Here is a 26,979-nt window from a genome sequence, read left to right on the forward strand (position 1 = left end):
CAAGACCGGAGGAGACGGGCGATGGAGCTGCGGCACCTGCGCTACTTCGACGCCGTCGCCCGCACCCTGCACTTCGGCGAGGCCGCCGAGCAGGTCCACGTGGCCCAGCCGGCCCTGTCGCGGGCGGTGCGTCAGCTCGAGCGCGAGCTGGGCGTCACGCTGCTGCGGCGCACCACCCGCCGCGTCGAGCTGACCAGCGCCGGACGGGTGTACCACGACGAGGTGCTGGCCATCCTGGCCCGCATCGACGACGCCACCCGGGCAGCCCGGCGCGCCGACGGCGGGGTCACCGGCACCGTGCGGGTCGGCCTCACCGGGTCCGCGTCCTACGGCTACCTGCCGCGCGTGGCACGTGTGCTCTCCGAGGCCCTCCCCCAGGTCGACATGCGCGTGCGCACCGAGATGCTCACCCCGGAGCAGGAGCGCGCGCTCGTCGAGGACGCCCTCGACCTGGCGGTGCTGCGCACCCCCCTGACGACGGCCGCCCTGGAGCACGTCGTGGTCCGGCGTGAGGAGCTGCTGCTCGCGGTCCCCGAGGGGCACCCGCTCGCGTCCGGCGAGGGGCCGGTCGCCGTCGCCGACCTGCAGGACGTCCCCCTGGTCATGTACGCAGCCTTGACCGGGTCCGTGGTCCTCGACGCGGTCCGCCGTGCGTGCCGGGGCGGAGGCTTCGAGCCCACGCCCGCCCACCAGGTGGGTGAGACCTCCACGATGCTGGCCCTGGTCGCGGCCGGCCTGGGGGTCGCGCTCGTGCCGGAGTCGGCGGGTGCCCTGACCCTGACGGGGGTGGTCTTCCGGCGCACCGACAGCCCCGTCACCGTCGACCTGGCGCTGGCCTGGCGCCGCGACGACCGCTCCCCCGTGCTGCGCCAGGTCCTGGCCGCGCTGCGCGAGCACGGCCTGCTCACCCCCCTCGACGAGGAGCCGGACAGCCCGTTCCCGTCCCCCGACCGTCCTGCCCAGGAGGCGAGTTGAGCGACCTGACGATCAGCCGCGTGGAGGCCGTCCCCTACGCGATCCCCTACCGCAAGCCGCTGCGCTTCGCCTCCGGCGAGGTGCGCACCGCCGACCACGTCGTCGTGCGGGTGCACACCGCGGGCGGGCTCGTCGGGACGGCCGAGGCACCGCCCCGCCCGTACACCTACGGCGAGACGCAGGCCTCCATCGTGGCCGTCGTCGACCAGGTGATGGCCCCCGCCCTCGTGGGGACCTCGGCCCTGGACCGGTCGGTGCACCGCGCACGCCTGCACCGCACGATCGGCAACCCGACGGCCAAGGCGGCGCTCGACATGGCGGTCTGGGACGTCCTGGGCCAGGCCCTCGGGCAGCCCGTCCACCGGCTGCTCGGCGGGTGGACCGACGGCATGCGCGTCAGCCACATGCTCGGTTTCGACGACCCGGCGGCCATGGTCGCCGAGGCCCACCGGATGCGGGACACCTACGGGATCTCCACCTTCAAGGTCAAGGTGGGCCGGCGGCCCTACCGGCTGGACGTCGACGTGGTGCGCGCCCTGCGCGAGGAGTTCGGCGACGCCGTCGAGCTCTACGTCGACGGCAACCGCGGCTGGACCGCCGCCGAGTCCGCCCGCGCGCTGCACGAGATGGCCGACCTCGGGCTGACCCTGGCCGAGGAGCTGAACCCGGCCGACGACGTGCTGGGGCGCCGGTGGCTCGTCGGGCGGTGCCCCGTGCCGTTCGTCGCCGACGAGAGCGCACCTGACGCGGCCTCCGTGACCCGCGAGCTGCTCGGCGGCTCCGCGACCGCCGTGAGCATCAAGACCGCACGGACGGGCTTCTCGGAGAGCCAGCGCGTCCTGCACCTGGCCGAGGGCCTGGGCGTGGAGGTCGTCGTCGGCAACCAGATCGACAGCCAGGTCGGCACGCTGTGCTCCGTCGTCTTCGGCGCCGCGCACGAGGCGACCTCCCGGCGCGCCGGCGAGCTGTCCAACTTCCTGGACATGACCGACGACCTGCTCGCCGAGCCGCTGCAGATCCGCGACGGACGCCTCCTGGCCCCCACCTCTCCCGGGACGGGCGTGGTCCTCGACGAGGAGCGGCTGACCCGTTACCGCCAGGACCGCTGAGCCGGCGAGCACCCCATACCCCCGCAGCACGACGCACGCACGACACGACCCTCACGAGAAGGAGCAGGCAGATGAGCCAGACCCGCACCGAGTTCGAGGCGAAGGCCGCCGAGTCCGGCGCCGGCGCCACGGAGGCGTTCCGCAGGAAGCAGAGGTCCGGCGGCGCCGCCGTGCCTGCCGAGCGCGTCAGCGCCATGGCGCGCGACGCCCTGGAGGCGATCCACGACGTCATCCGCAAGCACGAGATGACCTACGAGGAGTACGACGCCCTGAAGGCGTGGCTCATCCAGGTCGGCGAGGACGGCGAGTGGCCGCTCTTCCTCGACGTCTGGGTCGAGCACGTCGTCGAGGACGTCAACACCTCGCACCGGTCCGGCTCCAAGGGCTCCATCGAGGGCCCCTACTACGTCCCGGACGCCCCGGCGCTGCCGCACGACGGCACCATCCCGATGCGCGAGGACGAGCCCGGCACCCCCCTGACGTGGAACGGCCAGGTGACCTCCACCGACGGGTCCGCCCTGGGCGGCGCGACGGTCGAGCTGTGGCACGCAGACAGCAACGGCTTCTACAGCCAGTACGCCCCCGGTCTGCCCGAGTGGAACCTGCGCGGGACGTTCGTCACCGACGAGCAGGGCCGGTTCGCGATCCGCACCGTCCAGCCCGCCCCCTACCAGATCCCCACCGACGGGGCCTGCGGCACGCTCATCGCCGCCGCCGACTGGCACGCCTGGCGGCCCGCGCACCTGCACGTGAAGGTGTCGGCACCGGGGCACGAGCTGCTGACCGCCCAGCTGTACTTTCCGGGCGACCCGCACAACGAGGACGACATCGCCTCGGCGGTCAAGCCCGAGCTGGTCCTGGACCCCCAGGACGCCGGCGACGGCTCCGTCACCGTGGACTACGGCTTCGTCCTCGACCCGGTCTCGGCCGACGCGCCGAGCACGCGCTGACGGGAACCGGATGCAGTACATGGTCCGGATGACGGTCACCCTGCCCCCGGACCTCGACCCCGAGGTCCGGGAGCAGCTGGTCGCCGCCGAGAAGGCCTACTCGCAGCGGCTGCAGCAGGAGGGTCGCATCGCCGCCATCTGGCGGGTGGCCGGGCAGTTCGCCAACTACTGCCTCTTCGACGTGGCCAGCCACGACGAGCTGCACGAGCTCGTGTCGGGCCTGCCCATGTTCGGCTACATTCAGGCTGAGGTCGAGGCGCTGGCCACGCATCCCAACTCGATCCGATAACCGCATACCGCACACTCACGAGGAGGCTCGTCGTGGCAGAGACATCACCTGGCCGCGTCGCTCCCGAGCAGCGCGAGACGTGGACCCACAACACCGGGTTCATCCTCGCCGCGATCGGGTCGGCGGTCGGACTCGGCAACATCTGGCGGTTCCCCGGCGTCGCCTACGAGAGCGGGGGCGGGGCCTTCCTCATCCCCTACCTCGTCGCCCTCCTGACGGCCGGCATCCCGATCCTGTTCCTCGACTACGCCATCGGTCACCGCTACCGGGGCGCGGCCCCGCTGGCCTACCGCCGCATGCGCAAGGGTATGGAGCCCCTCGGCTGGTTCCAGATCATGCTCTCCTTCGTCATCTCGGTCTACTACGCCGCGGTGATCGCGTGGTCGCTGAGCTACTTCGTCTTCGCCTTCGACCTGCGCTGGGGTGAGGACACCGCCGGGTTCTTCGTCGGCGAGTACCTGCAGGTGGGTGACCCGGAGGTCTCGACCACGATCGTCTCCGCGGTGGCGATCCCCCTGGTCCTCGTCTGGCTGGCCGTGCTCGTCATCCTGGCGCTGGGCGTGGCCAACGGCGTGCAGAAGGTCAACATGGTCTTCATCCCGCTGCTGGCCGTCGCCTTCGCGGGCCTGGTGGTGCGCGCGCTCACCCTGGACGGGGCGATGGACGGGCTCGACGCCTTCTTCACCCCCGACTGGGGCGCGCTGACCGACCTGAGCGTGTGGATCGCGGCCTACAGCCAGATCTTCTTCTCGCTGTCGATCGCCTTCGGCATCATGGTGACCTACGCCTCCTACCAGCGGCGCAAGGCCAACATGACGAGCTCGGGACTGGTGGTGGCCTTCGCCAACTCCTCCTTCGAGCTGCTCGCCGGGATCGGCGTCTTCGCCACGCTGGGCTTCCTGGCCTTCCAGCAGAACGTGGCGATCGACGAGCTGGAGGGGCTGACCGGCCCGATCCTGTCCTTCGTCACCTTCCCCGCGGTGATCTCCCAGATGCCCGGCGGCAACATCTTCGGGATCGTCTTCTTCGCCTCCCTGGTGATGGCCGGCTTCACCTCGCTCATCTCGATCCTGCTCGGCGTCGCGGCGACGGTGCAGGAGAAGTTCGGGCTGTCGCGCCGGGCGGCGGCGATCTCGGTGTCGGCGGTCTGCGCGGTCATCTCCATCGGCCTGTTCTCCACCACCTCCGGCCTGCTGGCCCTGGACACCGTCGACCAGTTCGCCAACAACGTGGGCATCGTGCTCTCGGCGATCCTCATGACGGTGCTCGTCGTCTGGGTGGTGCGCAAGGGCGAGCTGCTGCGCAGCCACCTCAACGCCGTGTCGACCTTCCCGCTCGGCCGCTGGTGGCTGGCCCTGCTCGGCATCGTCTCGCCCGTCTTCCTGCTGGTGATGCTCGGCCAGAAGCTGGTCTCGCTCATCCAGGACGGCTACGAGGGCCTGCCCGCGTGGTACATCGGCGTGTTCGGCTGGGGCACGATCGCCTTCGTCAGCGTCATGGCCGTGGTGCTGGCTGCCCTACCCTGGAAGGGCCGGGACGAACCTGACTTCCGGCCGTGGCCCGCCCTCGAGGAGGAGCACCGCTCATGAGCACCACGTCAGTCGTCATGATGATCGTCGCCATGGTCGTCGTCTGGGGCGGCCTGGTCGCCGCGATCCTCTACCTGCGCAGCCGGCCCGAGGTCGTGGGCGGCCCGCACGAGGACCCCGACCTGGTCCGCGACGACGAGGAGCGGTTCCAGCAGCCGCACCCCTACCGCGACACCTGACCGGTCGCCGGCCGGCCCCGAGGGGGCGCTCCCGCGCAGGGAGCGCCCCCTCGTCGCGTCAGGACTCGAGCACCGCGCGGGCGGCGTGGTAGCCGCCCAGCGCGCTCACGCCGCCGCCGCGCCGCGAGCCGGCCCCCGCCAGGAGCACCCCCGGGTATGCGGTGTCCACGCCCCACCGGCGCGCGGGCGTGTCGAGCGGGGCGTCGTCGTCGGCCCAGGGCCAGGTCAGCGGGGCGTGGAAGATGTTGCCGCCCGGCATCGCGAGCGTCGCCTCGAGGTCTCGCGTGGTCTTCGTCTCCACGCAGGGACCGCCGTCGGGGTCGCGCAGCAGGACGTCCTCGACCGGCTCGGCGAGCACCGAGCTGAGCGAGTCGAGCACCGCACGCTCCAGGCGGTCGCGCATCGTCGGGTCGGCCCCGTCCAGCAGCCGGTCGGGCGTCTGCAGGGTGAAGACCGTCAGCGTGTGCGCCCCCGCCGCACGCAGCTGCGGCGAGAGGATCGAGGGGTCGGACAGGGAGTGGCAGTAGATCTCGGCCGGCATCGGCTCCGGCACCCGGCCGGACACGGCGGCCTCGTGCGCCGTCGCCAGCTGGGAGTAGGTCTCGTTGATGTGAAAGGTCCCGCCGAAGGCCGCGGCCGGGTCGACCGTGGTGTCCCGTAGACGCGGCAGGCGGGACAGGAGCAGGTTGACCTTCACCTGCGCGCCCTCGACGCGCTCGTGCTCCCGGCCCGCGAGGTCGTCGAGCACCGTGGGAGCGGCCGCCCACAGGACGTGGCCCGCCGTGGCGCGGTGGACAGCGCCCTCGGCGTCCTCCCAGGTGACGGCCCCGTCCTCGACGCCGGTGACCGCCGCGCGCGTGCGCAGGTCCACCCCGGCCCCGCGGGCGGCCTCGGCGAGCTGGCCGGACACCTGCCCCATACCCCCGATCGGGACGTCCCAGTCCCCCGTGCCGCCGCCCATGACGTGGTAGAGGAAGCAGACGTTGTGCCGCAGGTCGGCCTCGTGCGGGGAGGCGAAGGTCGAGATCAGCCCATCGGTGAGGACGACCCCGCGGACCAGGTCGTCGGTGAACGTCGCCTCGACCACCTCGCCCAGCGGCCGGTCGAGGAAGTCGCGGACCAGCGCAGGGTCACCGACCCGCTCCAGGACCTCCGAGCGCCGCAGCAGCGGGTCGGTCACCGTGGGCCAGATCGCCCGCGCCAGCTCACCGGTCCGCGCGTAGAACTCCGTCCAGCGCGGGGCGTCGGCGGCGGCACCCACGGCGGCGAAGGACCGCGCGGTCGCCTCGGCGTCCTCGTTGTCCACGAGCAGCCCGACCCCGGTGTCACCCGGCACCGGGGTGTAGGAGGAGTACCGGCGCCGCGCCAGGCGCAGCGACAGGCCGAGGTCCTCGACCACCCGCGAGGGCAGCAGGCTGACCAGGTAGCTGTAGCGCGACAGCCGCGCGCCCATCCCGGGGAACGCCTCTGCCGAGACGGTCGCGCCGCCGAGCGCGTCCTGGCGCTCCAGCAGCAGCACCGAGCGCCCGGCGCGGGCCAGGTAGGCGGCTGCGGTGAGGCCGTTGTGGCCGCCACCGACCACCACCACGTCGTGGGAGGTCGTCGTCATGGACGACGATCCTAGGCGACCGCCTAGATGACGCCCATCGCCAGCATCGCATCGGCCACGGCGGTGAACCCGGCGGCGTTGGCGCCGAAGACGTAGTCGCCGGGCCGGCCGTAGTCCTCGGCGGTGGTGACGACGCTCTCGTGGATGTTGCGCATGATCTCCCCGAGCCGCTCGTCGGTGTGCTCGAAGGACCAGCTGTCGCGGGAGGCGTTCTGCTGCATCTCCAGCGCGGACGTCGCCACGCCGCCGGCGTTGACCGCCTTGCCCGGCCCGAAGAGCACGTCGGCCTCCTGGAAGACGCGGACCGCACCCGGAGTGCACGGCATGTTGGCGCCCTCGGCCACGATGTGGGTGCCGTTGCGCACCAGCGTGGTGGCGGCCTCCTCGTCGAGCTCGTTCTGGGTCGCGCAGGGCAGGGCCACCTCGCAGGGGACGTCCCAGATGTTCCCGCCCTCGACGAAGCGGACGTCCCCGCCCTTCTCCTCGGCGTAGCGGGAGATGCGCTCGCGGCGGACCTCCTTGAGGTCCTTGAGCAGGTCGAGGTCGATCCCGGCCTCGTCCACGACATACCCCGAGGAGTCGGAGGCGGCCACGACCGTCCCGCCGAACTCGGTGACCTTCTCGATGGCGTAGATCGCCACGTTGCCCGAGCCGGAGACGACGACGCGCTGACCGTCGAGCGAGCGCCCGACGTGACGCGCCATCTCGTTCGCGAAGTAGACGGTGCCGTAGCCGGTCGCCTCGGTGCGGGCGCGCGAGCCGCCCCACGCCAGGCCCTTGCCGGTGATGACTCCGGCCTCGTAGCGGTTGGTGATGCGCTTGTACTGGCCGAAGAGGTAGCCGATCTCCCGGCCGCCGACGCCGATGTCGCCGGCGGGGACGTCGGTGTACTCCCCCAGGTGGCGGTAGAGCTCGGTCATGAACGACTGGCAGAAGCGCATGACCTCGGCGTCCGAGCGACCCTTGGGGTCGAAGTCCGAGCCGCCCTTGCCGCCGCCGATGGGCAGCCCGGTCAGCGCGTTCTTGAAGATCTGCTCGAACCCGAGGAACTTGACCGTCCCCAGCAGGACGCTGGGGTGGAAGCGCAGGCCGCCCTTGTAGGGGCCGAGGACCGAGGAGTACTCGACGCGGAAGCCGCGGTTGATCTGCACCTGGCCCGCGTCGTCGGTCCACGGGACCCGGAAGATGATCTGCCGCTCGGGTTCGCAGAGCCGCTCGATGACCCGCTCGGCGAGGTAGTGCGGGTGCCGCTTGACGACGGGCCCCAGGCTGCCGAGCACCTCCTCGACCGCCTGGTGGAACTCGTGCTCCCCCGGGTTGCGGCGCAGCACCTCCTTGTAGACGTGCTGCAGGGCGCGGTCGATCGTGGTCGCGGGCGTCGTCATACTGCCTCCGGTGGGGGGTTGGTCCGGCGGGGCGCCGTGGCTGCGGTGCGCCACCGCCCGGCACATCTTATGCCTTGTCCTGCATAGGTATGCCGTGCGGCAGGGAGCTCCGCGCGCCGGGCGGCCCGGGGACGTCCGGGCCGCCCGCGGGACGGTCAGCCGCGGGGGCGCCAGTCCGGCCGCGTGTCGCGGGCCGGGGCGTCGGGGTCGCGGCGGGGACGGCGCGAGGGGCCGCCCCGACGGTCCCCGCCGTCGCGGGAGCCGGAGCGCTGACCGCCGCGACCGCCGCCGTAGCCGCCACGGCCACCCCTGCTGTCGCGGTCGCCATACCGGCCGCGACCGCCCCGGCCCTGCGGGCGCGGGGGACGCAGGATGTCGTCGAGCTGGCTCTGCGGGATCGGGTCGGCCTCGGGCACCGAGCCGCCGGCGGTCTCGATGACCGCGACGTCCTCGGGAGCGACCACCTGCGGGTCGGTCTGCACGCCGGCGGCGTCGAGGAGGCGGCCCACCTGCTTCTTCTGGTGCGGCAGCGCCAGGGTGACCACGACGCCCTCGTCACCGGCGCGGGCGGTGCGGCCCGAGCGGTGCAGGTAGTCCTTGTGGTCGGCGGGCGGGTCGACCTGCAGCACCAGCGAGACGTCGTCGACGTGGATGCCGCGGGCGGCGACGTCGGTGGCGACGAGCACCGGCAGGCTGCCCTTCTTGAAGGCGTCGAGCACCCGGGTGCGCTGGGCCTGGTTGAGCCCGCCGTGCAGCGCCGCGGCGAAGACGCCGGAGTCGCGCAGCTGCAGCGCGACCCGGTCGGCGCCGAGCTTGGTACGGCAGAACACCACGGTGCGGCCCGGCCGGTTGGCGATGGCCGCGGTGATCGGCTTCTTGTGGTGCGGGTGCACGAGGAAGACGTGGTGCTCCATCGTGTCGACCGAGGCCGCCACGTCGTTGGTCGAGTGCGTGACGGGGTCGCTGAGGTAGGCCGCGGCGAGCTGGTCCACGCCGTGGTCCAGCGTGGCGGAGAACAGCAGTCGCTGCCCGTCCGTGGGGGTGAGGTCGAGGATCTGCTTCATCGCCTCGGCGAAGCCCATCTCGGCCATGTGGTCGGCCTCGTCGAGCACGGTGACCTCGACGTCGGAGAGGTCGGCGGCCGAGCGCTCGATGAGGTCGATGAGCCGGCCCGGGGTCGCGACCAGCACGTCGACACCACGCTCCAGCCCGGCGAGCTGCGGCGTGTACGACATACCGCCGGCGACGAGCAGGAAGCGCTTGTCGATGGCGCGCATGAGTGGGGCGAGCGCGTCGACGATCTGCATCGCCAGCTCGCGCGTCGGCGTCATGATGAGCGCGCGCGGGCGGTGCGGAACGGCGCGGGGGCGCCCGGCCAGACGGTGCAGCATCGGCAGGCCGAAGGCCATCGTCTTGCCCGAGCCGGTCTGCCCGCGGCCGAGCAGGTCCTTGCCCGCGAGCGCGTCGGGGATCGTGGCCGCCTGGATGGGGAACGGCTGCGTGATGCCGGTGCGGGCCAGCGCCGAGACGAGGTCCTCGTGCAGCCCGAGCCGCGCGAAGCCGTTGTCCTCGGTCACCGTGGCGGTCGCGTCCTCCTTGGTGCTGCTCGCCAGGTGCTCCTGGTATGCGGCCTCCGCCGCCTCGCGCTCCTGCTCGCCGTCGGGGGCGAGGTCGGCGCCGCGGTTGCGGCGGTCGAACCCACCGGTGCTGCGGCGGTCGTCGAAGCGGTCACCGCGGTGGCGACGGTCCTCCCAGCCGCGGCCCTCGTGGTGGCCCCGGCGTGCCTCACGGCCGTCACGCTCGTCGCGGTGGGTGCGCCAGGTGTGCTCGCTGCGGCTGCCCTGCTGCCGCTGCTCGCGCACCTCACGGTCACGGCGCTCCTGACGCCAGTCGCTGCGGTCCTCGTCGGCCCAGCGGGGGCGGGCGGGCCGGTCGTCGCCACGCTGGAAGCCACCGCGGTCGTCACGGCGGTCATTGCGGCGCTGGTAGCCGCCACGGTCGTCACGACGCTGGTAGCCCCCGCGGTCATCACGACGCTGGTATCCACCACGGTCGTCGCGGCCCTGGTAGCCACCACGGTCATCGCGCTTCTGGTAGCCACCACGGTCGTCACGACGCTGGTAGCCGCGGTCGTCGCGGCCCTGGAACCCACCGCGGTCGTCCCGCTTCTGGTAGCCACCACGGTCGTCACGACGCTGGTAGCCGCGGTCGTCGCGGCCCTGGAAACCACCGCGGTCGTCCCGCTTCTGGTACCCACCACGGTCGTCGCGGGACTGGTAACCACCACGGTCATCGCGCTTCTGGTACCCACCACGGTCATCCCGACGCGGGTAGCCGCCACGGTCGTCCGCGCGCTCGTCCCTGCGGGGGTAGCCGCCCCGGCCACCGGGCGCGTCGCCCCGGTCACGGGTGTCGGAGTACCTGCCCTCGGGACGCGGGCGCCGGCCCTTGAGCTGGGCGCGGGCCTGCTTCTCACGGGCCTCGCGGGCGGCCTTCTTCTGGGCGGGGGTGTGTCGGGACTTCTTGCCGGGGTGCCCGGCGCTGACGGATTTGGCCATGACGGCTCAGCTCACTCTTCGGGTTGATCGAGGTCGGTTCTCGCCTCGACGCCCTCTGGCGTGATCGGACCTACCTCCAGGCGCGCATAGACAGGCGCCCGCGGACCCCAGGATCGGATCGTCCTGAGATGTGAACACCCGGCCGGGGCGGCGCAGGTGTCTCTCAAGGCTACAGCATCTGGGCAGGTGCACCCAAAAGGGCGAAGCGGCTCTTGGGGTTGCGGTTCCCCGGGAGCGGTGGTGTCCTCCGAGAAGGTGGCCGGAGCGACCGGTGCCGGAGAGGAGCTGGGTGCGATGCGCAGGACGGCGATGCTGGTGGCGGCGGGGGCACTGACGGTGAGCGGATGCGCGCAGGGCTCGGGCGGCGGCACCGCCGAGCCGTTGTCCTCGGACGACTTCGCCGAGACGGCCACCGCCGAGGGGCCGCTGACCGTGATGGGCTTCGGCACCGCCGACGACGAGATCGCCCAGCAGCGGCTCCAGCGCGCCGAGGAGGCGCTGGGCGACACCGAGGTGCAGCTCATCGAGGGTGAGCTCGACATGCAGCAGTTCCTCTCCTCCGTGGCCTCCGGCGACGTGCCGGGCATCATCAACGCCGACCGCGCCCAGATCGGCACCCTGGCCTCCCGGGGGGCGGTCATGCCGCTGACCGAGTGCCTGTCCCAGCGCGGCGTCGACACGTCGGTCTTCGTCGAGTCCGCCCTCGCGCAGGTGACCTTCGACGGCCAGGTGTACGGCATACCGGAGTTCAACACCGTGCAGCTGACGATGGCCAACCAGGAGCTCCTGGACGAGGCGGGCCTGACGGTCGAGGACGTCAACGGGTCCAGCTGGGAGGACGTGACCGCCGCGACCGAGCAGCTCTTCGTCGAGGAGGGGGGGCGGATCGAGGTCATCGGCTACGACAGCAAGCTGCCCGAGTTCCTCCCGCTGTGGGTGCACGCCAACGGTGGCTCGATGATCTCCGACGACGGCCGCACCGCGACGCTGGACAGCCCCGAGGTGGTCGAGGCGCTGGAGTGGGCCGTGTCGATCTACGACCTGCAGGGGGGCTTCGGCGACGTCAAGGCGGCGCGGGAGATCCCCGACTTCTTCGGTGACACCAACCAGTTCGCCACCGGCGTGCTGGGGGCCATGCCGATGGAGCAGTGGTACGTCAACGTCCTCAACGAGGTCTCCGCCGACGCACCGATGGCCTTCGACACCGTCTACAGCCGGCAGGGCGAGCCGATCGCCTTCGCCAACGGGGCTGCCTGGGCCATCCCGGTCGGCAGCGCCAACCCGGCGGCGGCGTGCACCTTCGCCACGACCATGGTGGAGACGGAGAGCTGGATGGCCGCGGCCGAGGCGCGCGCGACGGCGCGCGAGGAGGCCGGGCTGCAGTTCACCGGCCTGCTGACCGGCAACCAGGAAGCCGACCGGCAGATCCAGGACGAGCTCGTGCAGCCCAGCGGCGAGGAGAACTGGGACCACGCGGTCGAGGTCCTCTACGCGGCCAACGACAACACGGTGGCCTTCCCGGCCAACCCGGCCGACGCGGAGTTCAAGCAGGCGTGGCAGGACGCCGTCAACCGCGTCCTCAACGGTCAGCAGGAGCCCCAGGAGGCGATGTCGCAGGCCCAGGAGGAGGCCCAGGAGGCGCTCGACGAGCGCTGGGCCGCCTGGGACGAGGAGCAGGACGGCTGATGGCCGTCGGGACCGGGCGGGCGGTGCCACCCTCCGCGGCGGAAGAGGACCCGGTCGCGCCACCCGGGCGCGCCCGCCGGCGGCGCTCCCGCCCGGAGTCGGTGCGGCGCGGGGACCTGCGTCCGGCGCTGCTCTTCCTGTCGCCGTGGATCGTCGGCTTCCTCGTCTTCACCGCCTGGCCCGTGGGCTACACCTTCTACCTGTCGCTGACCGACTACGACGTCATCAACGACCCGTCGTTCGTCGGTCTGGACAACTACCGGGCCGTCGCGCAGGACGACGACGCACGCCGGGCGATGGCCAACACGATCTTCTACACCGCCTTCCAGGTACCGCTCTACGTCGTGGTCTCCCTCGGGCTGGCGATGCTGCTCAACCAGGCCGGGCGGGCGTCCGGCTTCTTCCGGACGGTGTTCTTCCTGCCCAACATGACCCCGCCGGTGGCCACCGGGGTGCTGCTCCTGTTCCTGTTCAACGGGCAGAACGGTCTGGTCAACGACGTCCTCGGGTGGGTGGGGATCGACGGGCCCAACTGGACCAGCGACCCGACCTGGGTCAAGCCGGGCCTGATCCTCATGAGCCTGCTCAGCGTCGGCGGCTCGGTCATCATCCTGCTGGCGGCGCTGCGCAACGTCCCCGAGGAGCTCTACGACGCGGCCCGGGTGGACGGCGCCGGGTTCCTGCGCCGCACGTGGAGCGTCACCGTGCCGATGATCTCCGGATCCCTGCTGTTCGTCTTCATCGTCAACACGATCGCCGCCCTGCAGTCCTTCACGGAGGCGTACACGGCCTTCTTCGGCGTCGGCAACACGACCTACAGCAACGAGGCCGCGGAGTTCTACGTCATCCACGTCTTCCGCCAGGCCTTCGAGTTCCTGCAGATGGGCTACGCCTCGGCCCTGGCGTGGGTGCTCTTCGTGGTCATCATGGGGATCACGGCGGTCCAGCTCTACGTCTCCAAGCGGCTCGTGTTCTACCAGGGGGACCAGTGATGGGGTCGCAGCCAGCCGCCCCGACCCTGCCCGGCACCCTGGCCGCGGAGGCGCGCGAGCCCAGCCCGGGCAGACCTCTGCGCAGCCGCGTGGGCCGCGCGGTCGTGGTCGCCCTGCTCGTGGGCTTCAGCATCGTCTTCCTCTACCCCTTCGTCTGGCTCGTCAGCGCCTCGCTCAAGCCGCGCTCGGACGTCTTCGACAACCGGCTGATCCCCGAGACCGTCACCTTCAGCAACTACGTGGCGGTCTGGCAGGAGGCCCCCATGCTGCTGTGGCTGGGCAACACCCTGCTGGTGACGGTGCTCGCCGCCCTCGCCGTCACGCTGTCCAGCGCGATGGTGGCCTGGGGCTTCGCCTACTACCGCTTCCGCGGGCGCAACCTGCTGTTCGCCCTGGTCCTGGGCTCGATGATGCTGCCCGGCGCCGTCACGATGATCCCGGTCTTCCTCATCTGGAACTCCCTGGGCCAGGTGGACACCCTGACGCCGCTGTGGGCGGCCAACCTCTTCGGCAGCGCCTTCTACATCTTCCTGCTGCGCCAGTTCTTCCTCGGCCTGCCCCGTGAGCTCTTCGAGGCGGCCAGGATCGACGGCGCCGGGCACTGGGCCATGTTCTGGAGGATCGCCCTGCCGCTGTGCCGCCCGGCGCTGGTGGTCACCCTGCTCTTCGAGTTCCAGGCCGCCTGGACCGACCTGATGCGTCCGCTGATCTACCTGCGCAGCTCGGAGAACTTCACCATCCCCCGCGGCCTGAAGGCCCTGGTCGACCAGTTCGGCACCGGCGGCGAGTTCCGCTGGGAGATCATCGTGACGGCCAGCGTCATCACCACCGTGCCGATGATCATCCTGTTCTTCATCGGCCAGCGGCACTTCGTGGCGGGCATCGCCACCGGCGGCACCAAGGGCTGACCCGTCGAAGGGCTCTCAGGCGTCGATGCGCTCGCGGTCCAGCTCGTGGGCGGACTCGACGATGAAGTCCTTGCGGGGGGCGACGCTGGAGCCCATGAGGAGGTCGAAGACACCGTCGGCGCGTGCGGCGTCGGCCAGGGTGATGCGGCGCAGGGTGCGGTGGCGCGGGTCCATCGTGGTCTCGGCCAGCTGGTCGGCGTCCATCTCCCCCAGCCCCTTGTATCGCTGCATCGGCTGCTTGATGGTGCGGCCCTTGCGCTGCAGCTCCCCGACCGTCCGCCGCATCTCCGGCTCGGTGTAGGTGTAGATGTACTCGCGCCCGGCCTTGCCCCGGCCGCCGGACACCTCGATCCGGTGCAGCGGCGGCATCGCGGCGTAGACGCGGCCGGCCTCGACGAGCGGACGCATGTAGCGGAAGAACAGGGTCAGCAGCAGGGTGCGGATGTGGGCACCGTCGACGTCGGCGTCGGTCATGATGATGACCTTGCCGTAGCGGGCCAGGTCGAGGTCGAACGAGCGCCCCGACCCGGCCCCCACCACCTGGATGATCGCGGCGCACTCGGCGTTGGACAGCATGTCCGAGACCGAGGCCTTCTGGACGTTGAGGATCTTGCCGCGGATGGGCAGCAGTGCCTGGTGGTCGCTGGAGCGCGCCAGCTTGGCGGTGCCCAGCGCGCTGTCGCCCTCCACGATGAACAGCTCGCTGCGCGCGACGTCGTTGCTGCGGCAGTCGGCCAGCTTGGCCGGCAGCGAGGAGGACTCCAGCGCGTTCTTGCGTCGCTGCGTCTCCTTGTGCAGCCGCGCCGAGATCCGTGACTTCATCTCGGCGACGACCTTGTCCAGCAGCAGGGAGGCCTGCGCCTTGTCCCCGCGGTGCTTGGAGGTGAGCCGCTCGGTCAGCTCCTTCTCCACCACCCGGGAGACGATGGAGCGGACGGCGCTGGTGCCCAGCACCTCCTTGGTCTGACCCTCGAACTGCGGCTCGGGCAGGCGGACGGTCACGACCGCGGTGAGGCCCGCGGTGATGTCGTCCTTCTCCACCTTGTCGTTGCCGACCTTGAGGCGCCGGGAGTTGAGCTCGAGCTGCTTGCGGAACACCTTCATCAGCGACTGCTCGAAGCCCGCGAGGTGGGTGCCGCCCTTGGGAGTGGTGATGATGTTGACGAAGCTGCGCAGGGTCGTGTCGTAGCCGGTGCCCCAGCGGACGGCGACGTCCACCTCGCACTCGCGCTCGACCTCCCTGGTGACCATGTGCCCCAGCTCGTCGAGCACGGGGACGGTCTCGGTGAAGCTGCCCGACCCCTGCAGCCGCCACACGTCGGTGACGGCGGTGTCCGGGGCGAGGTACTCGGCATACTCCGTGATCCCTCCGGAGTAGCTGAAGACCTCCTCGTGCGGGCCGTCCTCGCCCGGGGTGCCCGGCAGGCGGCGCTCGTCGCGGATGACCATCGTCAGGCCGGGCACGAGGAAGGCCGTCTGGCGGGCGCGGGCGACCAGCTCGTCGTAGTCGAACTGCGCCTTCTTGATGAAGATCTGGGGGTCGGCCCAGTAGCGGACCCGGGTGCCGGTCACGCCTCGCTTGGCCTTGCCGACCACCGCCAGCTCGCTGCTCCTCTCGAAGGGGGAGAACGACGCGTCCGGCGACGGCGCCCTGCGCCCGTCGTCGAAGGTGCCGGGCTCGCCGCGCCGGAAGCTCATCCCGTAGGTCTTGCCCGCGCGGTCGACCTCGACGTCCAGCCGCGAGGACAGCGCGTTGACGACGGATGCGCCGACGCCGTGCAGGCCGCCGGAGGCGGCGTAGGAGGTGCCGCCGAACTTGCCGCCGGCGTGCAGCTTGGTGAAGACGACCTCGACACCCGACAGGCCGGTGCGCGGCTCGATGTCCACGGGGATGCCGCGAGCACGGTCGTGCACCTCGACCGAGCCGTCCGCGTGCAGGACGACGTCGATCCGGTCGCCGTGCCCGCCGAGCGCCTCGTCGACGGCGTTGTCGATGATCTCCCAGAGGCAGTGCATGAGGCCGCGGCTGTCGGTCGACCCGATGTACATGCCCGGGCGCTTGCGGACGGCCTCCAGGCCCTCGAGGACCTGCAGGTGCCGCGCGGAGTAGTCGGTGCTGGTGCTCACGGGCTGCTCGCTCCACTCGTCGTCATCGTCTGCACCCGGCAGGGTAACCCGCGCGGGGGACACTCCCCCGCAGGCGCACGGCGTGCGGCCCCAGCCGACCGCGGAGTTGTTCCCGACTACGCGGTGAGCGAAACCTCGGGCACTCCGGGCACAAAGACCGGGTATGGCTGCGTTGGCATGCTTGACTGTGACGCACCAGCCCGGGCCGTCCCCGGACTGGGCAGGAGAGGAGACCGCCCGTGAACGCCACCCTGACCCCCGAGCTGACCGCCTCTGACCGCTGCGACCGTTGTGGTGCCCAGGCCTACGTCCGGGCCCGCCTCGGTGACGGCCTCGAGCTGCACTTCTGCGCCCACCACGGCCGCGAGCACCTCGACAAGCTGCGCCACCTGCAGGACGTCGACATCCTCGACGAGACCCACCGCCTGCACGCGGAGGAGTCCCCGGCCATCTGAGCCGGCCGACCGACTTCGACCGCCCGTCCGCGCCCCGGCGTGGGCGGGCGGTCGTCGTCTCGCGGCACCGCGGGCTGGCAGACTGAGCCGCCATGAGCCTGATGGAGATCGTGGTCGCGCTGCTGATGGTCCTCGGCGTGGTCGGGATCGTGGTCCCCGTGCTGCCCGGCCTCATCGTCATCGTCGGCGCGGTGCTGCTGTGGGCCCTGGAGGAGCGGTCCACGACCGGCTGGGTGGTGCTGGCGGTCGTCGTCGCCCTCTACCTGGCCGGGCTGGTGCTGCAGTGGCTGGTCCCGGGCAAGCGGATGCGGCGTGCCGGGGTGAGCACCAGCACGCTGCTGGCGGGCGTCGCCGCGGCCGTGGTCGGGGCGTTCGTCATCCCGGTGGTCGGCCTGTTCGTCGGCTTCCCGGTGGGGATCTTCCTGGTGTCTCTGGCCCGCACCCGCGACCGGCGGGAGGCCGTGCGCGCCACCGGCCACGCCCTCAAGGCGGTCGGCGTCAACATCCTCGTCGAGCTGGCGACGGCGTTCACGATCATCGCCGTCTGGGCGGTGGCGGTCCTCTTCCTCACGTGACCTGAGTCACATTCGGCAATCCGCGCCGGCCACGGCGCCGAAGTCCTCCCGACACCCACGGCGGGCCGACCGGCCTGCCGCCGACGAGAGGAGCCGTGTCATGAAGTTCTCCACCAGGCTGGCCGCGATGGCCGTCCCCGGGCTGGTCGCCCTCCCCCTCCTGGCCGCCCCCGCGGTCGCCGACGACCACGGAACCGAGCTGATGGCCACGCTCGGCGAGCTCAACGACAGCGGCGGCAGCGGCACCGCCTGGGCCAAGGTCGACGGCACCAGCGTGTGGCTCTCGGTCGAGGTCCAGGGCCTGCTCGACGGGGCTCCCCACGCCCAGCACATCCACATCGGCGGGGCCAACAGCTGCCCCGACCCGATGATGGAGGGCACCGGGCCCGACGGGGCGATCCGCACCACCGACGCCGCCGACTCCTACGGCGCCGTGGCCGTGTCGCTCACCAACGACGGCGGGATGACCGGCCCCGACCACGCCCTGGACGTCGCGAACTTCCCGGCGACAGGGACCTACACCTACGAGCGCACGATCGAGGTGTCCGAGGAGGTGGCCGCCCAGATCGCCGACGGGCAGGGTGTCGTGGTCGTCCACGGCGTCGACCACGACGGCAGCGGCGCCTACGACGGCGAGCAGATGTCCGACCTCGACCCGTCGCTGCCGACCGAGGCCACCGACCCCGCGCTGTGCGGCGAGCTCGCGGTCGGCCAGATGGACGCCCCCAGCGGCGGCGTGCAGACGGGCGGCGCGAGCACCGAGGGTATGGAGTACTCGGGCTTCGCCATGGGTGGCGCTGTGCTGGCGGCTGCCGGGATCGGGGGTCTCCTCCTGCGCAACCGTCGCGCCGAGGGCTGACCGGCGTGACCACGAAGCATCAGGGCCGCGGGGCCGTGCGTCCCGCGGCCCTGGGGCTGCTCCCCGTCGTCTGCCTCGTGCTGGGCGTCCTGCTCGTCGTCGTGGCTATAAACCGGCAGGTGCCGGACCCGCCACGACCGGCGAGCGCCACGTCCGCCGTCGACGCACCTGCGGGGCGCGGCGGCCAGACCGGTCCGGCGGACCGGGCCGGACGGGAGACCGCAGCACCGGTCGCGGACGCCGGGAAGACTGCAGCACCGGGCACGGCAGCACGGGGCACGGCCGCCCCGGAGGGCACAGCGTTGACGACCGGGCCACAGTCGGCCACCGCGCCGGGCGCGGACGTCGGACCGGAGACCATGGCCGCCCTTCCCGCGGCCGAGCCGGTCAGCGTCCGGGTGGACGCCATCGGGGTGGACAGCCCCCTGCACGCCCTCGGCCTGGCGGCGGACGGCACCCTCGAGGTGCCCTCGGGAGCGCTCGTGGACCAGGCCGCGTGGTACTCCGGGTCACCGACGCCCGGTGAGTCCGGCCCCTCGGTGCTGGAGGGCCACGTGACCGGCCCGGGCGGTCGGCCCTCGGTGTTCTTCGAGCTGGGCGCCCTGGTCCCGGGCGACCGGGTCGAGGTGGACCGGGCCGACGGCAGCACCGTGGCCTTCGAGGTCTACCGCGTCGACAGCTACCCCAAGGACGCGTTCCCCACCGTGGCGGTCTACGGCCCGACCCCCGGACCGGAGCTGCGGCTGATCACCTGCGGCGGCGAGTTCGACACCACCACCGGCCACCACGTCGACAACACGGTGGTCTACGCGCGCGCGGTCGCCGCGGACTCCTGACCCTCGCGCACGCGTGCCGGGCCCGTCGCTGACGACGGTGCCCGGCACTGCTGTCAGCCGAGGGGCACGACGACGAAGGGCTCGCTCGTCGGCTGCTGCGAGCCACCCTCGGGCTCGACCGTGACGGCGACGGCGACGGCACCGGTCAGCGCACCCTCCAGCACGGTCTCGCCGTCCTCGAGATCGTCCGGCCCGAGCACCCCGGCCGAGCGCGCCGACCCGTCGCTGCCGACGTACCAGGCCTGGTAGGCCTGCCCGCCAGGAGGTGCGTCCAGCTCGGCCGGCAGCCGCAGCACCGCGGCGTCCTCGGCGGCCGAGGCGACGACCGTCAGGTTCCCGTCCGGGGTGGTCGCGTCATACTCCCGCGCGTCCTGCGCCTGGACGATCTGGGTGGCGGGATCCTGGGGGCCCAGCAGCTCGACAGCACCCCAGGCACCCGCGCCGACGACGACCGTGGCGGCCGCAGCCAGCCACCAGGTACGTCGAGGGTGGCGTCTCAGGCGGGCCGGTCCGCTGGTGGTGCTCGGCTCCGCGTCCTCGACGGGCGCGTCGACGCTGTCGTCGCCCACCCGGGCTCCGGTGCCGCCGGCCTCCGTCGCCACCTGCTCCAGCACCCTGCGGCGCAGGTCGGCGGGGGGCGCGACCTCGATTCCCTCGGACAGGGCGACCGCCGCCTCGTGCAGCTCGGCGACCTCCGCCCGGCAGGCGGCGCACGCCGACAGGTGCTCCTCGAAACGCTCGCGCTCGACGTCGTCGAGGGCGTCGAGGGCGTAGGGCGCGGCGAGGTCGTGCAGGTCCTCACCCGGCTCGTGCGTTCGCCGGTCGTTCATCGCTCACCTCCTGTCATCGCGTGCCTGAGCTTGCCCAGCCCGTCCCTGATCCTGGTCTTTGCGGTGCCCAGCGGGACACCGGTGCGCTCGGCGACCTCCTGGTGCGTCAGGCCCTCGAGGTAGGCCAGCTCCAGCGCGCTGCGGTGGGGCTCGCCGACGCCGTCGAGCGCCCGACGGACGCGCCCCGCCTCGAGCCGCTGCGTCGCCTGCTCCGCCGTGGTGTCGTAGGGGGTCGTGCTCGAGCGTGATTCGTAGCGGTGGAGCCGGTCGGATTGGGCCTGCTCGGCCCGCACCCGGTCGACAGCCCGGCGATGGGTCAGGGTGAGCAACCAGGAGAGGGCCGACCCGCGGGAGGGGTCGAAGCGCCGGGCCTCGCGCCAGACCTGGAGGAAGACCTCCTGGGTGACCTCCTCCGCCATGGCGGGGTCGCGCACGACCCGGCGGGCGAGCCCGTGGACCCGTGGGGCGATCGCGTCGTAGAGGTCGGCGAACGACTCCTGGTCACCTTCCGCCACCTGGGCCAGCAGCTCCGCGAGGTCGTTCCGGGCGGGTGGCGGGACAGCAGCGAGCCGGGCAGCTGTGCCCGGCTCGTGGTGGTGCGTGGGGTCAGGGGTCAGGAGGGACCCTGCTCCCGACGCTTGTCCCACTGCTGCTCCATACGCTCCATGAAGCTGCCGCCTCCGGTGGGGCGCGGGCCCTTGGGCCCTCGGCCGCCCCCACCGCCACCGCCACCGCGCCCGCCGGGCCCGGGGCGCCTGCCCTCGGAGCCGACCACTCCCAGGTGCGGCCGCCCGTGGGGCTTGGCGGCCCAGGCACCGCCGAGGACCATGAGCAGGAAGCCGGCCGCGCCGACCCAGATCAGCTGCGACATGACACCCACGACCACGAGAGCGAGGCCGACGAGGGCGCCGAGGACGCCGATCGCGACCCTGCGACGGTCGAGGCCGTGCCCGGCCGCCGACGCAGTGCTCTTCAGCGTGCTCGCCAGGCGTGGGTCCTCGGCGTAGAGGGCCTTCTCCATCTGGGCCAGGACACGCTGTTCGTGTTCGGAGAGCGGCACGGGTGACCTCCGGTGGTTGAGGGCCGGTCACGGACTGCAAGCCGACGACCAGATCTAGGGTCTCAGGATATGACGGTAACGCCTTGAGCGGTAGCCGGAGTTCCCCGCCTCCGCTCGAGCAGGCTCGCCGGTCGCACCGCGTCGGAGCCGAACCGGGCGGCGGCCCGGTCCATGGCCCGCTCGGCCTCCCGCCACCCGTGCTCCGGCTCGTCCAGGCGTCCCTGGACGAGGGTCTCGTCGGCGGTGGTGATGCCCTCGACCCGGACCCCGAGCATGCGGATGCGGGCCCGCTGCAGCCCTAGCGCCTCGTAGAGCGCGCAGGCCGTCGCGTGGACCTCGCGGGTCACGTCCGTGGGGACGGCGACGGTGCGCGACCGGGTGATCGTGGTGAAGTCGGAGAACCGGACCGTGAGCACGACCGTGCGCCCCATCACGCCCCCGTGCCGCATCCGGCTCGCGGTCCGCTCCGCCAGGTGCAGCAACCGGCGACGGATGACGTCGGGGTCGTCGACGTCGGAGGAGAAGGTCTGGGAGGAGCCGACGCTGCGCTCGACCCGCGCCGGGGTGACCTGGTCGTCGTCGCGGCCCCAGGCCAGGGCGTGCAGCCGCGCCGCCCCCTGCTCGCCGAAGGCCCGGCGCAGGGTCGCCGCCGGCACGTGCGCCAGCTGCCCGACCGTGCGCAGCCCGAGCCGGTGCAGCTCGCCCTCGGTGGCCTCGCCGACGCCCCAGAGCGCACCGACCGGCATCGGGTGCAGGAACGGCACGACCTCGGCCCGGCCGACGAGCCGCATCCCGTCGGGCTTGGCCGCGCGGGAGGCCATCTTGGCCACGGCCTTGGTGGGCGCTCCCCCGACGGAGCAGGTGATCTGCTGCTCGTCGGCGACGGTGTCGCGGATCCACTGGCCGACCGCGGCGGGGCCGCCCCACTGGCGGCCGGTGGCGGAGACGTCGAGGAACGCCTCCTCCATCGACACCGGCTCCATCCGCGGGGTGACCTCCGCGAAGATCGCCATCACCGCCTCGGAGACGCGCGCGTAGCGGTCGTGGTCGGGCCGCACCACCACCGCCTGGGGGCACAGCCGCCTGGCGGTGGCCATCGGCATCCCGGACCGCACCCCGAAGGCGCGGGCCTCGTAGGTCGCGGACAGCACCACGCTGCGCCACCCGCCGCCGACCACCACCGGCAGCCCACGCAGCTCGGGGTGGTCGAGCAGGGAGACCGAGGCGTAGAAGGCGTCCATGTCGACGTGCAGGACCGTGACGTCGTCGACGCGGGGGGAAGGCACCGGCGCGGGCACCGGCGCGGCGGTCACCATCCGGAGCTCCCGGGGCTGGAGTGCCACAGCTTGCCGCCGGGGGTGCGGGCACCGTCCCCGGCCGGCTTGATGTCGGCGTAGGGGGACTGCCGGAACCCCGAGGCGTGCACCAGGACCCGTCGTCCGCCACCGCCGGCCTCCGCGGCCTGCTGCCGGGCGGCGGCCTCGGCCTGGGCGACCAGGGCGTGGGCCTGCTCCTCCGTGGCGGCCATGAACGCGCGGGCTGCCTCGGCGCCACCCTCCTCCCAGGCCTGGCTCAGGGCACCCAGCTCCCAGGCGCCGGTCGCCCGCACCGAGACCCCCCGCGGCCCGGTCCGGCGCACCACGCCCCGCACGAGCAGCAGCCAGGAGTGGAAGACGGTCGCGGCGAACGGCCCCTGGACGTCCTCGAAGAAGGTGGCGTCGGCGGGGCCGGTGCCGTCGTCGAGGGTCAGGAACACCACGCGCCGCCCCGAGCGCACCGGCGGGGTCTGCGTGGCCACCTTGGCGCCCGCCAGGAGCACCTCGGAGGCGTTGCGGCGGGACAGCAGGTCGCGGGAGCGGGTGACCCCGAGGTCGGCCAGCATCGGGGCGAAGCCGGTGACGACGTGCCGGCTGACGTCCAGGCCCAGCACGTCCAGCTCGGCGCGCAGCTGCTCCTGCTCGGTCATCTCGGGCAGGCCGCTGCCGGTGACCGGCGCCGGCTCGTCGCCGAGCTCGAGGGTGAGCTGGGTGGCGGTCGGCTCCTGGACGTGCCAGGTGCGCCGGCCCACGGCCTGGGAGCGGGTCCGGGCGGCGACCTCGCCCTCGACGGCCCCGGCGAGGGTCGGTGCGGGCACGCGTCGACCGGCCCGGCTGCGACCGGCCCCGGTCGCGGCGTGCCGGGACCACCGGTCGAGCTCACGCACGTGGAGCAGCAGGTCGCGGCGGGTCAGCCCGCCCCGGGCGCCGGCGTGCCCGTGACGCCCGACCCGGTGCAGCGCGTCGAACCCGCCGGCCAGCACGAGGCGCTCGGCCGTCGGGCGGCTGGGCCGGGCGCGTTGCCACAGGTCGGCGAGCGAGGAGTAGGGCTGCCCGGCGACGATCCGTCGCACCTCGTCGTCGCTGATCCCCTTGACGTCGGCCAGCGACAGCCGGATGCCGTAGCGCCCGGCCCGCCGCTCGACCCGCGCCATCACCTCGTCGACGTGGTCGGGGCCGGCGAGGTGGTCGGCACTGCCGATCTGGTCGGTGCGCCGGGCCGGGACGCCGTGGTGGCTCTGCGCGACCGTGGTGACCTCGTGCTGCCCCAGCGGCACGAGGTCACCACGCCCGCGCTCCACGGCATACCCCGTGTCCTCCTCGACCCGTTCCACCCGGTAGGTCTCCCCCGAGCGGTTGACGTCGAGCCCGAGGACGTGCACGCCCATCGTGCGGGCCTCGTCGAGGATGAGGCGCTTGGGGTACATGCCCGGGTCGTGGGTGAGCACGCCGGCGAGGAAGGCCGCGGTGTGGTGGGTCTTGAGCCACGCCGACTGGTAGGTCGGCAGCGCGAAGGCGGCGGCGTGGGCCTTGCAGAACCCGAAGGAGGCGAACGCGGCGAGCACCTCCCAGATCCGGTCGACCTCCTCGGGGCGGTAACCGCGGGCGGCCGCGGCGGCGCGCCACCACACCTCCACCTCCTGCTGGCCCTGCGGGCTGCCCATCGCCCGGCGCACCTCGTCGGCCTGGGCCAGGCTGACGCCGGTCGTCTCGGCGACGATCTGCAGCACCTGCTCGTGGAAGACGACGACGCCGCAGGTCTGCTCCAGGTAGGGCACCAGGCTGGGGTGGAGGTACTCCGGCTCGCCCCAGCCCTGCCGGGCGTGCAGGAACGGGCGGATCATGTCCGACTTCACCGGGCCGGGCCGGAACAGGGAGATGTCGATGATGATGTCGGCGAAGCAGTCGGGGGCGAACTTGCCGACCAGCTCGCGCTGCCCCGGCGACTCGATCTGGAAGCAGCCCAGGGTGCGGGTGGACTGGATCAGCGCGAAGGTCTCGGGGTCGTCCAGGGGGACGTCCGCCCGGTCGTCGAGGTCGACGCGGACACCGTCGACGCGCTGGACCTCCTCGACGGCGTGCGCCATCGAGGACTGCATCCGGATGCCGAGGACGTCGAGCTTGAGCAACCCCATCTCCTCGACGTCGTCCTTGTCGAACTGGCTCATCGGGAAGCCCAGCCAGCTCGCCTCGACCGGGGTGCGGTCCAGCAGGGTCGTGCTGGACAGGATCACCCCGCACGGGTGCATGGCGATGTGCCGCGGCAGCCCGTCGAGCGACTCGACCAGCTCCAGCAGCATCTGCATGCGGGGTGCGTCGAGGCCCTGGGCACGCAGCTCGGGCAGGTCGCGGATGGCGGCCCGGGCGTCCCGGGCGCGGATGTGCGGGAACGCCTTGGCCAGCACGTCGATCTCCCCCGGCGGCATGCCGAGGGTGGCGGCGACGTCGCGGATCGCGTGCCGCACCCGGTAGGTCTCGGCCATCGACACGCAGGTGACCCGGTCGGAGCCGAAGCGCTCGAGGATCCGTTCGTACATCTCGGTGCGGCGCGCCGACTCCACGTCGATGTCGATGTCGGGCAGCTGGGCGCGCAGCGGCGAGCAGAACCGCTCCATCAGCAGGCCGTGCTCCATCGGGTCGACGCCGCTGATCCCGAGCAGGTAGGTGACCAGGCTGCCGGCGCCGGAGCCCCGCGCCGCGACCCGCACCCCGTTGTCGCGGATGAGGTCGCACACGGCGGCGACGGTGAGGAAGTAGGTGGGGTAGCCCAGCCCCGCGATCACCCCCAGCTCGTCGGCGAGCCGGGCGCGGACGCGGTCGAGGTATGCGGTGGACGCACCGGGGTAGCGGGTGGCCACCGCTGCGTCGCACCGCTGGGTGAGCACGAAGTGGGCCTCGCCGACACCGCTGACGCCCAGCACCTCCGGCTCGGGCAGGTGGACCGCCCCGATCCCCAGGTCGGAGCGGGGGTCCTGGCGGCACTCGCGGGCGAGCGCGAGCGTGTCGCCCAGCAGGTCGGCCGCGCGGGCGTCGCTGCCGCCGGCCTCCTCCAGCCGGCGGGCCAGGGCGTGCATGGTCGCGGTGTCGGCGAGGTGACCGGCCGTGCTGACCCGGTCGAGGTGCCGTTCGTCGAGGGCGACCATCCGGCGTGCGGCGTCGAGGACGTCCACCACCCGCGCCTGGTCGGGAGCGGCGTGCCGGACCGCCGCCGTGAGCACGGCCGGCACGCCACACTCACGGGCCAGCGCCCACATCCGGCTGGCGTGACCGAGGCTGGCGGGCGTGCCCTCGGGCCCGCCGTGGCAGACGACCTCCACCCGCAGGGCCCCTGCCGGCACGACCGCCTGCCAGGCACGCAGCAGGGTCCGGGCGGCGTCGTGCCGCCGGGCCAGCACGGCCCGGCCGACGTCGGAGTCGGGGCCGAGCAGGACGACGACCGGGGCCCGGCCGTCGACGGGCGCCGCGGCGCGGGCGAGCAGGTCACGACGGGTGCGCGGCAGCCCCCGCTCCCCCGCCAGGTGGGTCTGGGTGACGAGCCGGCACAGGCGTGCCCATCCCAGTCCCGGCTCCAGCCCCGACTGCTGGCCCCGGGCGAGCACGACGACGCGGGGGTGCTGGTCGTCGACGAGCGCCCCGCCCTTGACCGGCTGGGCCCGTCGGCGGCCGGACAGCCCGGCGGCCCAGGCGGTGCCGCCGTCGGTCCAGGTGCTGTCGCCGACCCACGCCCCGGGCGCCTCCGGACGCCGCCACACCGGCCCGCCGGGCACCCCGTGGGCACCGCGGCCGGCCGAGCCCGGCACGCCGGCCCTCGCCGGCCTGGCCGCTGCCAGGGCGTCCTCACCGCCCAGCGCGACCCGCCCGGACCGCGCCGGGTGCACGTCGTCGAGGTCCAGGGCGAGGTCGACGCCGAGCACCGGCGCGACACCGGCGTCGCCGCACGCCCGGGCGAACCGGACGGCACCGTAGAGCCCGTCGCGGTCGGTCAGCGCGAGCGCCGGCTGGCCCAGCGCGGCGGCCCGCCGGACGAGCTCGGCGGGGTGGCTCGCGCCGTAGCGCATCGAGGCGCTCGAGGCGACGTGCAGGTGCACGAAGTCGTCGGTGGGCATGGGTGTCAGCTCTCTCGTCTCAGGTCGTGGTCGTACGGGCGTGGCCGGCGGGGGTGGCGGAGCGCGCCGGCCGGCTCAGCCGTGGCCCAGGGGTGCCAGCTCGGTGGGCAGCGGGGGCCCGCACGGCAGGTGCAGCGCCCCGCGGACCAGCTCCAGGAAGTGCTCGGCCGAGCGGACCAGGTCGTCGGCGTCCCGTGCCGACACCGCCTGGGCGCCGCGCTCCACGGCCAGCCTGCGCCGGCCGGAGGTGGCGAAGAAGGCCGCCCACTCGGTCAGCTCGGGCGCGACCGTGGGAAGCACCTCCCACACGCTCCGTGGCCTGGAGCGCCGGCTGGGGGCGCTGCGGGCCGCCAGCAGCGCGGCGCCGGCCCGCAGCGCGGCCAGGTGGGCCTGGGTGTACCGCTCGCCCGCGGTGCCGCTGTGGCACGCGAGCAGCAGGCCGCCGCGCGCCCGGTCGAGCAGGTCCAGCACGGTCCCTGCGGATGCCGGCGGGGGCGCGGGGACGGTCGTGCCGGTCCCCGACGTCGTGCCCGCCTGCCTGTGGGTGATGGTCGTCATGCCTGTCCTCTCCTCGTGCGCCGATCCG

The 26,979-nt window shown here is 73.0% G+C and carries 23 protein-coding genes; 13 read left to right on the forward strand and 10 right to left on the reverse strand.

Features of this window, described 5'->3' with window-relative positions; translation table 11 throughout:
* Positions 1–21: 21 nt before the first annotated feature.
* The 6 genes from K330_RS20135 (at position 22) to K330_RS0108395 (ending at position 5,091) form a co-directional block, all read left to right on the forward strand.
* Entirely contained in the window at positions 22–975 is a 954-nt protein-coding gene (locus tag K330_RS20135; protein ID WP_022921381.1) for a LysR family transcriptional regulator, read from the forward strand.
* Positions 972–2,084 (forward strand): mandelate racemase/muconate lactonizing enzyme family protein, encoded by a 1,113-nt coding sequence (locus tag K330_RS0108375; RefSeq protein ID WP_022921382.1) that lies wholly within the window; start codon positions 972–974, stop codon positions 2,082–2,084. Before K330_RS20135 ends, K330_RS0108375 begins: the two co-directional genes overlap by 4 nt.
* 71 nt (positions 2,085–2,155) lie before the next feature.
* Positions 2,156–3,034, forward strand: a complete 879-nt coding sequence (gene catA, locus K330_RS0108380) for a catechol 1,2-dioxygenase (protein ID WP_022921383.1) — start codon at positions 2,156–2,158, stop codon at positions 3,032–3,034.
* 19 nt (positions 3,035–3,053) lie between these two features.
* Entirely contained in the window at positions 3,054–3,323 is a 270-nt protein-coding gene (locus K330_RS0108385; protein ID WP_237740626.1) for a muconolactone Delta-isomerase family protein, read from the forward strand.
* A gap of 32 nt (positions 3,324–3,355) precedes the next feature.
* Complete coding sequence (locus K330_RS0108390; protein ID WP_022921385.1) at positions 3,356–4,912, forward strand: sodium-dependent transporter; 1,557 nt, start codon at positions 3,356–3,358, stop codon at positions 4,910–4,912.
* A complete protein-coding gene (locus K330_RS0108395) occupies positions 4,909–5,091 on the forward strand; it encodes a methionine/alanine import family NSS transporter small subunit (RefSeq protein ID WP_022921386.1) in 183 nt (60 codons plus the stop codon). Before K330_RS0108390 ends, K330_RS0108395 begins: the two co-directional genes overlap by 4 nt.
* Before the next feature lie 58 nt (positions 5,092–5,149).
* On the opposite strand, the gene K330_RS0108400 is transcribed toward K330_RS0108395, so the two are convergent.
* The 3 genes from K330_RS0108400 to K330_RS20140 all read right to left on the reverse strand — a co-directional run bounded on the left by K330_RS0108400 (position 5,150) and on the right by K330_RS20140 (position 10,643).
* Entirely contained in the window at positions 5,150–6,700 is a 1,551-nt protein-coding gene (locus tag K330_RS0108400; RefSeq protein ID WP_022921387.1) for a phytoene desaturase family protein, read from the reverse strand.
* Positions 6,701–6,723: 23 nt separating this feature from the next.
* A complete protein-coding gene (gene gdhA, locus K330_RS0108405) occupies positions 6,724–8,085 on the reverse strand; it encodes an NADP-specific glutamate dehydrogenase (RefSeq protein ID WP_022921388.1) in 1,362 nt (453 codons plus the stop codon).
* Positions 8,086–8,240: 155 nt separating this feature from the next.
* A complete protein-coding gene (locus K330_RS20140) occupies positions 8,241–10,643 on the reverse strand; it encodes a DEAD/DEAH box helicase (protein ID WP_022921389.1) in 2,403 nt (800 codons plus the stop codon).
* A gap of 240 nt (positions 10,644–10,883) precedes the next feature.
* Between K330_RS20140 and K330_RS0108415 the strand changes: the two genes are divergently transcribed.
* From K330_RS0108415 to K330_RS0108425, 3 genes are read left to right on the forward strand one after another with little or no spacing between them, the layout of a single operon-like run.
* Positions 10,884–12,329 carry an ABC transporter substrate-binding protein gene (locus tag K330_RS0108415; protein ID WP_022921390.1) on the forward strand — a complete coding sequence of 482 codons (1,446 nt, stop codon included), beginning with the start codon at positions 10,884–10,886 and terminating at the stop codon, positions 12,327–12,329.
* Entirely contained in the window at positions 12,329–13,321 is a 993-nt protein-coding gene (locus K330_RS0108420; protein WP_022921391.1) for a carbohydrate ABC transporter permease, read from the forward strand. The genes K330_RS0108415 and K330_RS0108420 overlap by 1 nt, the downstream gene beginning before the upstream one ends.
* On the forward strand, positions 13,321–14,229 hold the full coding sequence (locus K330_RS0108425) for a carbohydrate ABC transporter permease (protein WP_022921392.1): 909 nt from the start codon (positions 13,321–13,323) through the stop codon (positions 14,227–14,229). Before K330_RS0108420 ends, K330_RS0108425 begins: the two co-directional genes overlap by 1 nt.
* Positions 14,230–14,244: 15 nt before the next feature.
* On the opposite strand, the gene K330_RS0108430 is transcribed toward K330_RS0108425, so the two are convergent.
* Positions 14,245–16,356: a DNA gyrase/topoisomerase IV subunit B gene (locus tag K330_RS0108430; protein WP_022921393.1), complete on the reverse strand. Its 2,112-nt coding sequence runs from the start codon at positions 16,354–16,356 to the stop codon at positions 14,245–14,247.
* Positions 16,357–16,595: 239 nt separating this feature from the next.
* On the opposite strand from K330_RS0108430, the gene K330_RS0108435 reads away from it, so the two are divergent.
* The 4 genes from K330_RS0108435 to K330_RS24290 all read left to right on the forward strand — a co-directional run bounded on the left by K330_RS0108435 (position 16,596) and on the right by K330_RS24290 (position 19,081).
* Entirely contained in the window at positions 16,596–16,811 is a 216-nt protein-coding gene (locus K330_RS0108435; protein WP_022921394.1) for a DUF7455 domain-containing protein, read from the forward strand.
* Between the two features lie 92 nt (positions 16,812–16,903).
* Entirely contained in the window at positions 16,904–17,386 is a 483-nt protein-coding gene (locus K330_RS0108440) for a DUF456 domain-containing protein (RefSeq protein WP_029202475.1), read from the forward strand.
* A 100-nt stretch (positions 17,387–17,486) separates the two neighbouring features.
* Complete coding sequence (locus K330_RS0108445) at positions 17,487–18,245, forward strand: CHRD domain-containing protein (protein ID WP_022921396.1); 759 nt, start codon at positions 17,487–17,489, stop codon at positions 18,243–18,245.
* Positions 18,246–18,250: 5 nt separating this feature from the next.
* Entirely contained in the window at positions 18,251–19,081 is an 831-nt protein-coding gene (locus tag K330_RS24290) for a class F sortase (protein ID WP_022921397.1), read from the forward strand.
* 53 nt (positions 19,082–19,134) lie between these two features.
* Here K330_RS24290 and K330_RS0108455 read toward each other — a convergent pair whose 3' ends face one another.
* The 6 genes from K330_RS0108455 to K330_RS0108480 all read right to left on the reverse strand — a co-directional run bounded on the left by K330_RS0108455 (position 19,135) and on the right by K330_RS0108480 (position 26,951).
* Positions 19,135–19,911, reverse strand: a complete 777-nt coding sequence (locus K330_RS0108455) for an anti-sigma factor (RefSeq protein ID WP_022921398.1) — start codon at positions 19,909–19,911, stop codon at positions 19,135–19,137.
* Positions 19,908–20,558 carry an ECF RNA polymerase sigma factor SigK gene (sigK, locus tag K330_RS0108460; RefSeq protein WP_022921399.1) on the reverse strand — a complete coding sequence of 217 codons (651 nt, stop codon included), beginning with the start codon at positions 20,556–20,558 and terminating at the stop codon, positions 19,908–19,910. Before sigK ends, K330_RS0108455 begins: the two co-directional genes overlap by 4 nt.
* On the reverse strand, positions 20,525–20,971 hold the full coding sequence (locus K330_RS0108465; protein ID WP_022921400.1) for a DUF3040 domain-containing protein: 447 nt from the start codon (positions 20,969–20,971) through the stop codon (positions 20,525–20,527). The genes sigK and K330_RS0108465 overlap by 34 nt, the downstream gene beginning before the upstream one ends.
* A 62-nt stretch (positions 20,972–21,033) precedes the next feature.
* Positions 21,034–22,287, reverse strand: coding sequence for a DNA polymerase IV (gene dinB, locus K330_RS20145; RefSeq protein WP_022921401.1), 1,254 nt, complete (start codon positions 22,285–22,287; stop codon positions 21,034–21,036).
* Complete coding sequence (locus K330_RS0108475) at positions 22,281–26,393, reverse strand: DNA polymerase III subunit alpha (protein WP_022921402.1); 4,113 nt, start codon at positions 26,391–26,393, stop codon at positions 22,281–22,283. The genes dinB and K330_RS0108475 overlap by 7 nt, the downstream gene beginning before the upstream one ends.
* 75 nt (positions 26,394–26,468) lie before the next feature.
* A complete protein-coding gene (locus K330_RS0108480; RefSeq protein ID WP_022921403.1) occupies positions 26,469–26,951 on the reverse strand; it encodes an SAV_6107 family HEPN domain-containing protein in 483 nt (160 codons plus the stop codon).
* Between the last annotated feature and the right edge of the window lie 28 nt (positions 26,952–26,979).

This window comes from Ornithinimicrobium pekingense DSM 21552, assembly GCF_000421185.1.
Classification (GTDB): Bacteria; Actinomycetota; Actinomycetes; order Actinomycetales; family Dermatophilaceae; genus Ornithinicoccus; species Ornithinicoccus pekingensis.

Bases quoted from the DNA above. Each gene is read 5' to 3' on its own strand.
- K330_RS20135 (WP_022921381.1), top strand. From the start codon at position 22: ATGGAGCTGCGGCACCTGCGCTACTTCGACGCCGTCGCCCGCACCCTG.
- catA (WP_022921383.1), top strand. From the start codon at position 2,156: ATGAGCCAGACCCGCACCGAGTTCGAGGCGAAGGCCGCCGAGTCCGGC.
- K330_RS0108385 (WP_237740626.1), top strand. From the start codon at position 3,054: ATGGTCCGGATGACGGTCACCCTGCCCCCGGACCTCGACCCCGAGGTC.
- K330_RS0108395 (WP_022921386.1), top strand. From the start codon at position 4,909: ATGAGCACCACGTCAGTCGTCATGATGATCGTCGCCATGGTCGTCGTC.
- K330_RS0108400 (WP_022921387.1), bottom strand. From the start codon at position 6,700: ATGACGACGACCTCCCACGACGTGGTGGTGGTCGGTGGCGGCCACAAC.
- gdhA (WP_022921388.1), bottom strand. From the start codon at position 8,085: ATGACGACGCCCGCGACCACGATCGACCGCGCCCTGCAGCACGTCTAC.
- K330_RS20140 (WP_022921389.1), bottom strand. From the start codon at position 10,643: ATGGCCAAATCCGTCAGCGCCGGGCACCCCGGCAAGAAGTCCCGACAC.
- K330_RS0108420 (WP_022921391.1), top strand. From the start codon at position 12,329: ATGGCCGTCGGGACCGGGCGGGCGGTGCCACCCTCCGCGGCGGAAGAG.
- K330_RS0108425 (WP_022921392.1), top strand. From the start codon at position 13,321: ATGGGGTCGCAGCCAGCCGCCCCGACCCTGCCCGGCACCCTGGCCGCG.
- K330_RS0108440 (WP_029202475.1), top strand. From the start codon at position 16,904: ATGAGCCTGATGGAGATCGTGGTCGCGCTGCTGATGGTCCTCGGCGTG.
- K330_RS0108445 (WP_022921396.1), top strand. From the start codon at position 17,487: ATGAAGTTCTCCACCAGGCTGGCCGCGATGGCCGTCCCCGGGCTGGTC.
- K330_RS0108455 (WP_022921398.1), bottom strand. From the start codon at position 19,911: ATGAACGACCGGCGAACGCACGAGCCGGGTGAGGACCTGCACGACCTC.
- dinB (WP_022921401.1), bottom strand. From the start codon at position 22,287: ATGGTGACCGCCGCGCCGGTGCCCGCGCCGGTGCCTTCCCCCCGCGTC.
- K330_RS0108475 (WP_022921402.1), bottom strand. From the start codon at position 26,393: ATGCCCACCGACGACTTCGTGCACCTGCACGTCGCCTCGAGCGCCTCG.
- K330_RS0108480 (WP_022921403.1), bottom strand. From the start codon at position 26,951: ATGACGACCATCACCCACAGGCAGGCGGGCACGACGTCGGGGACCGGC.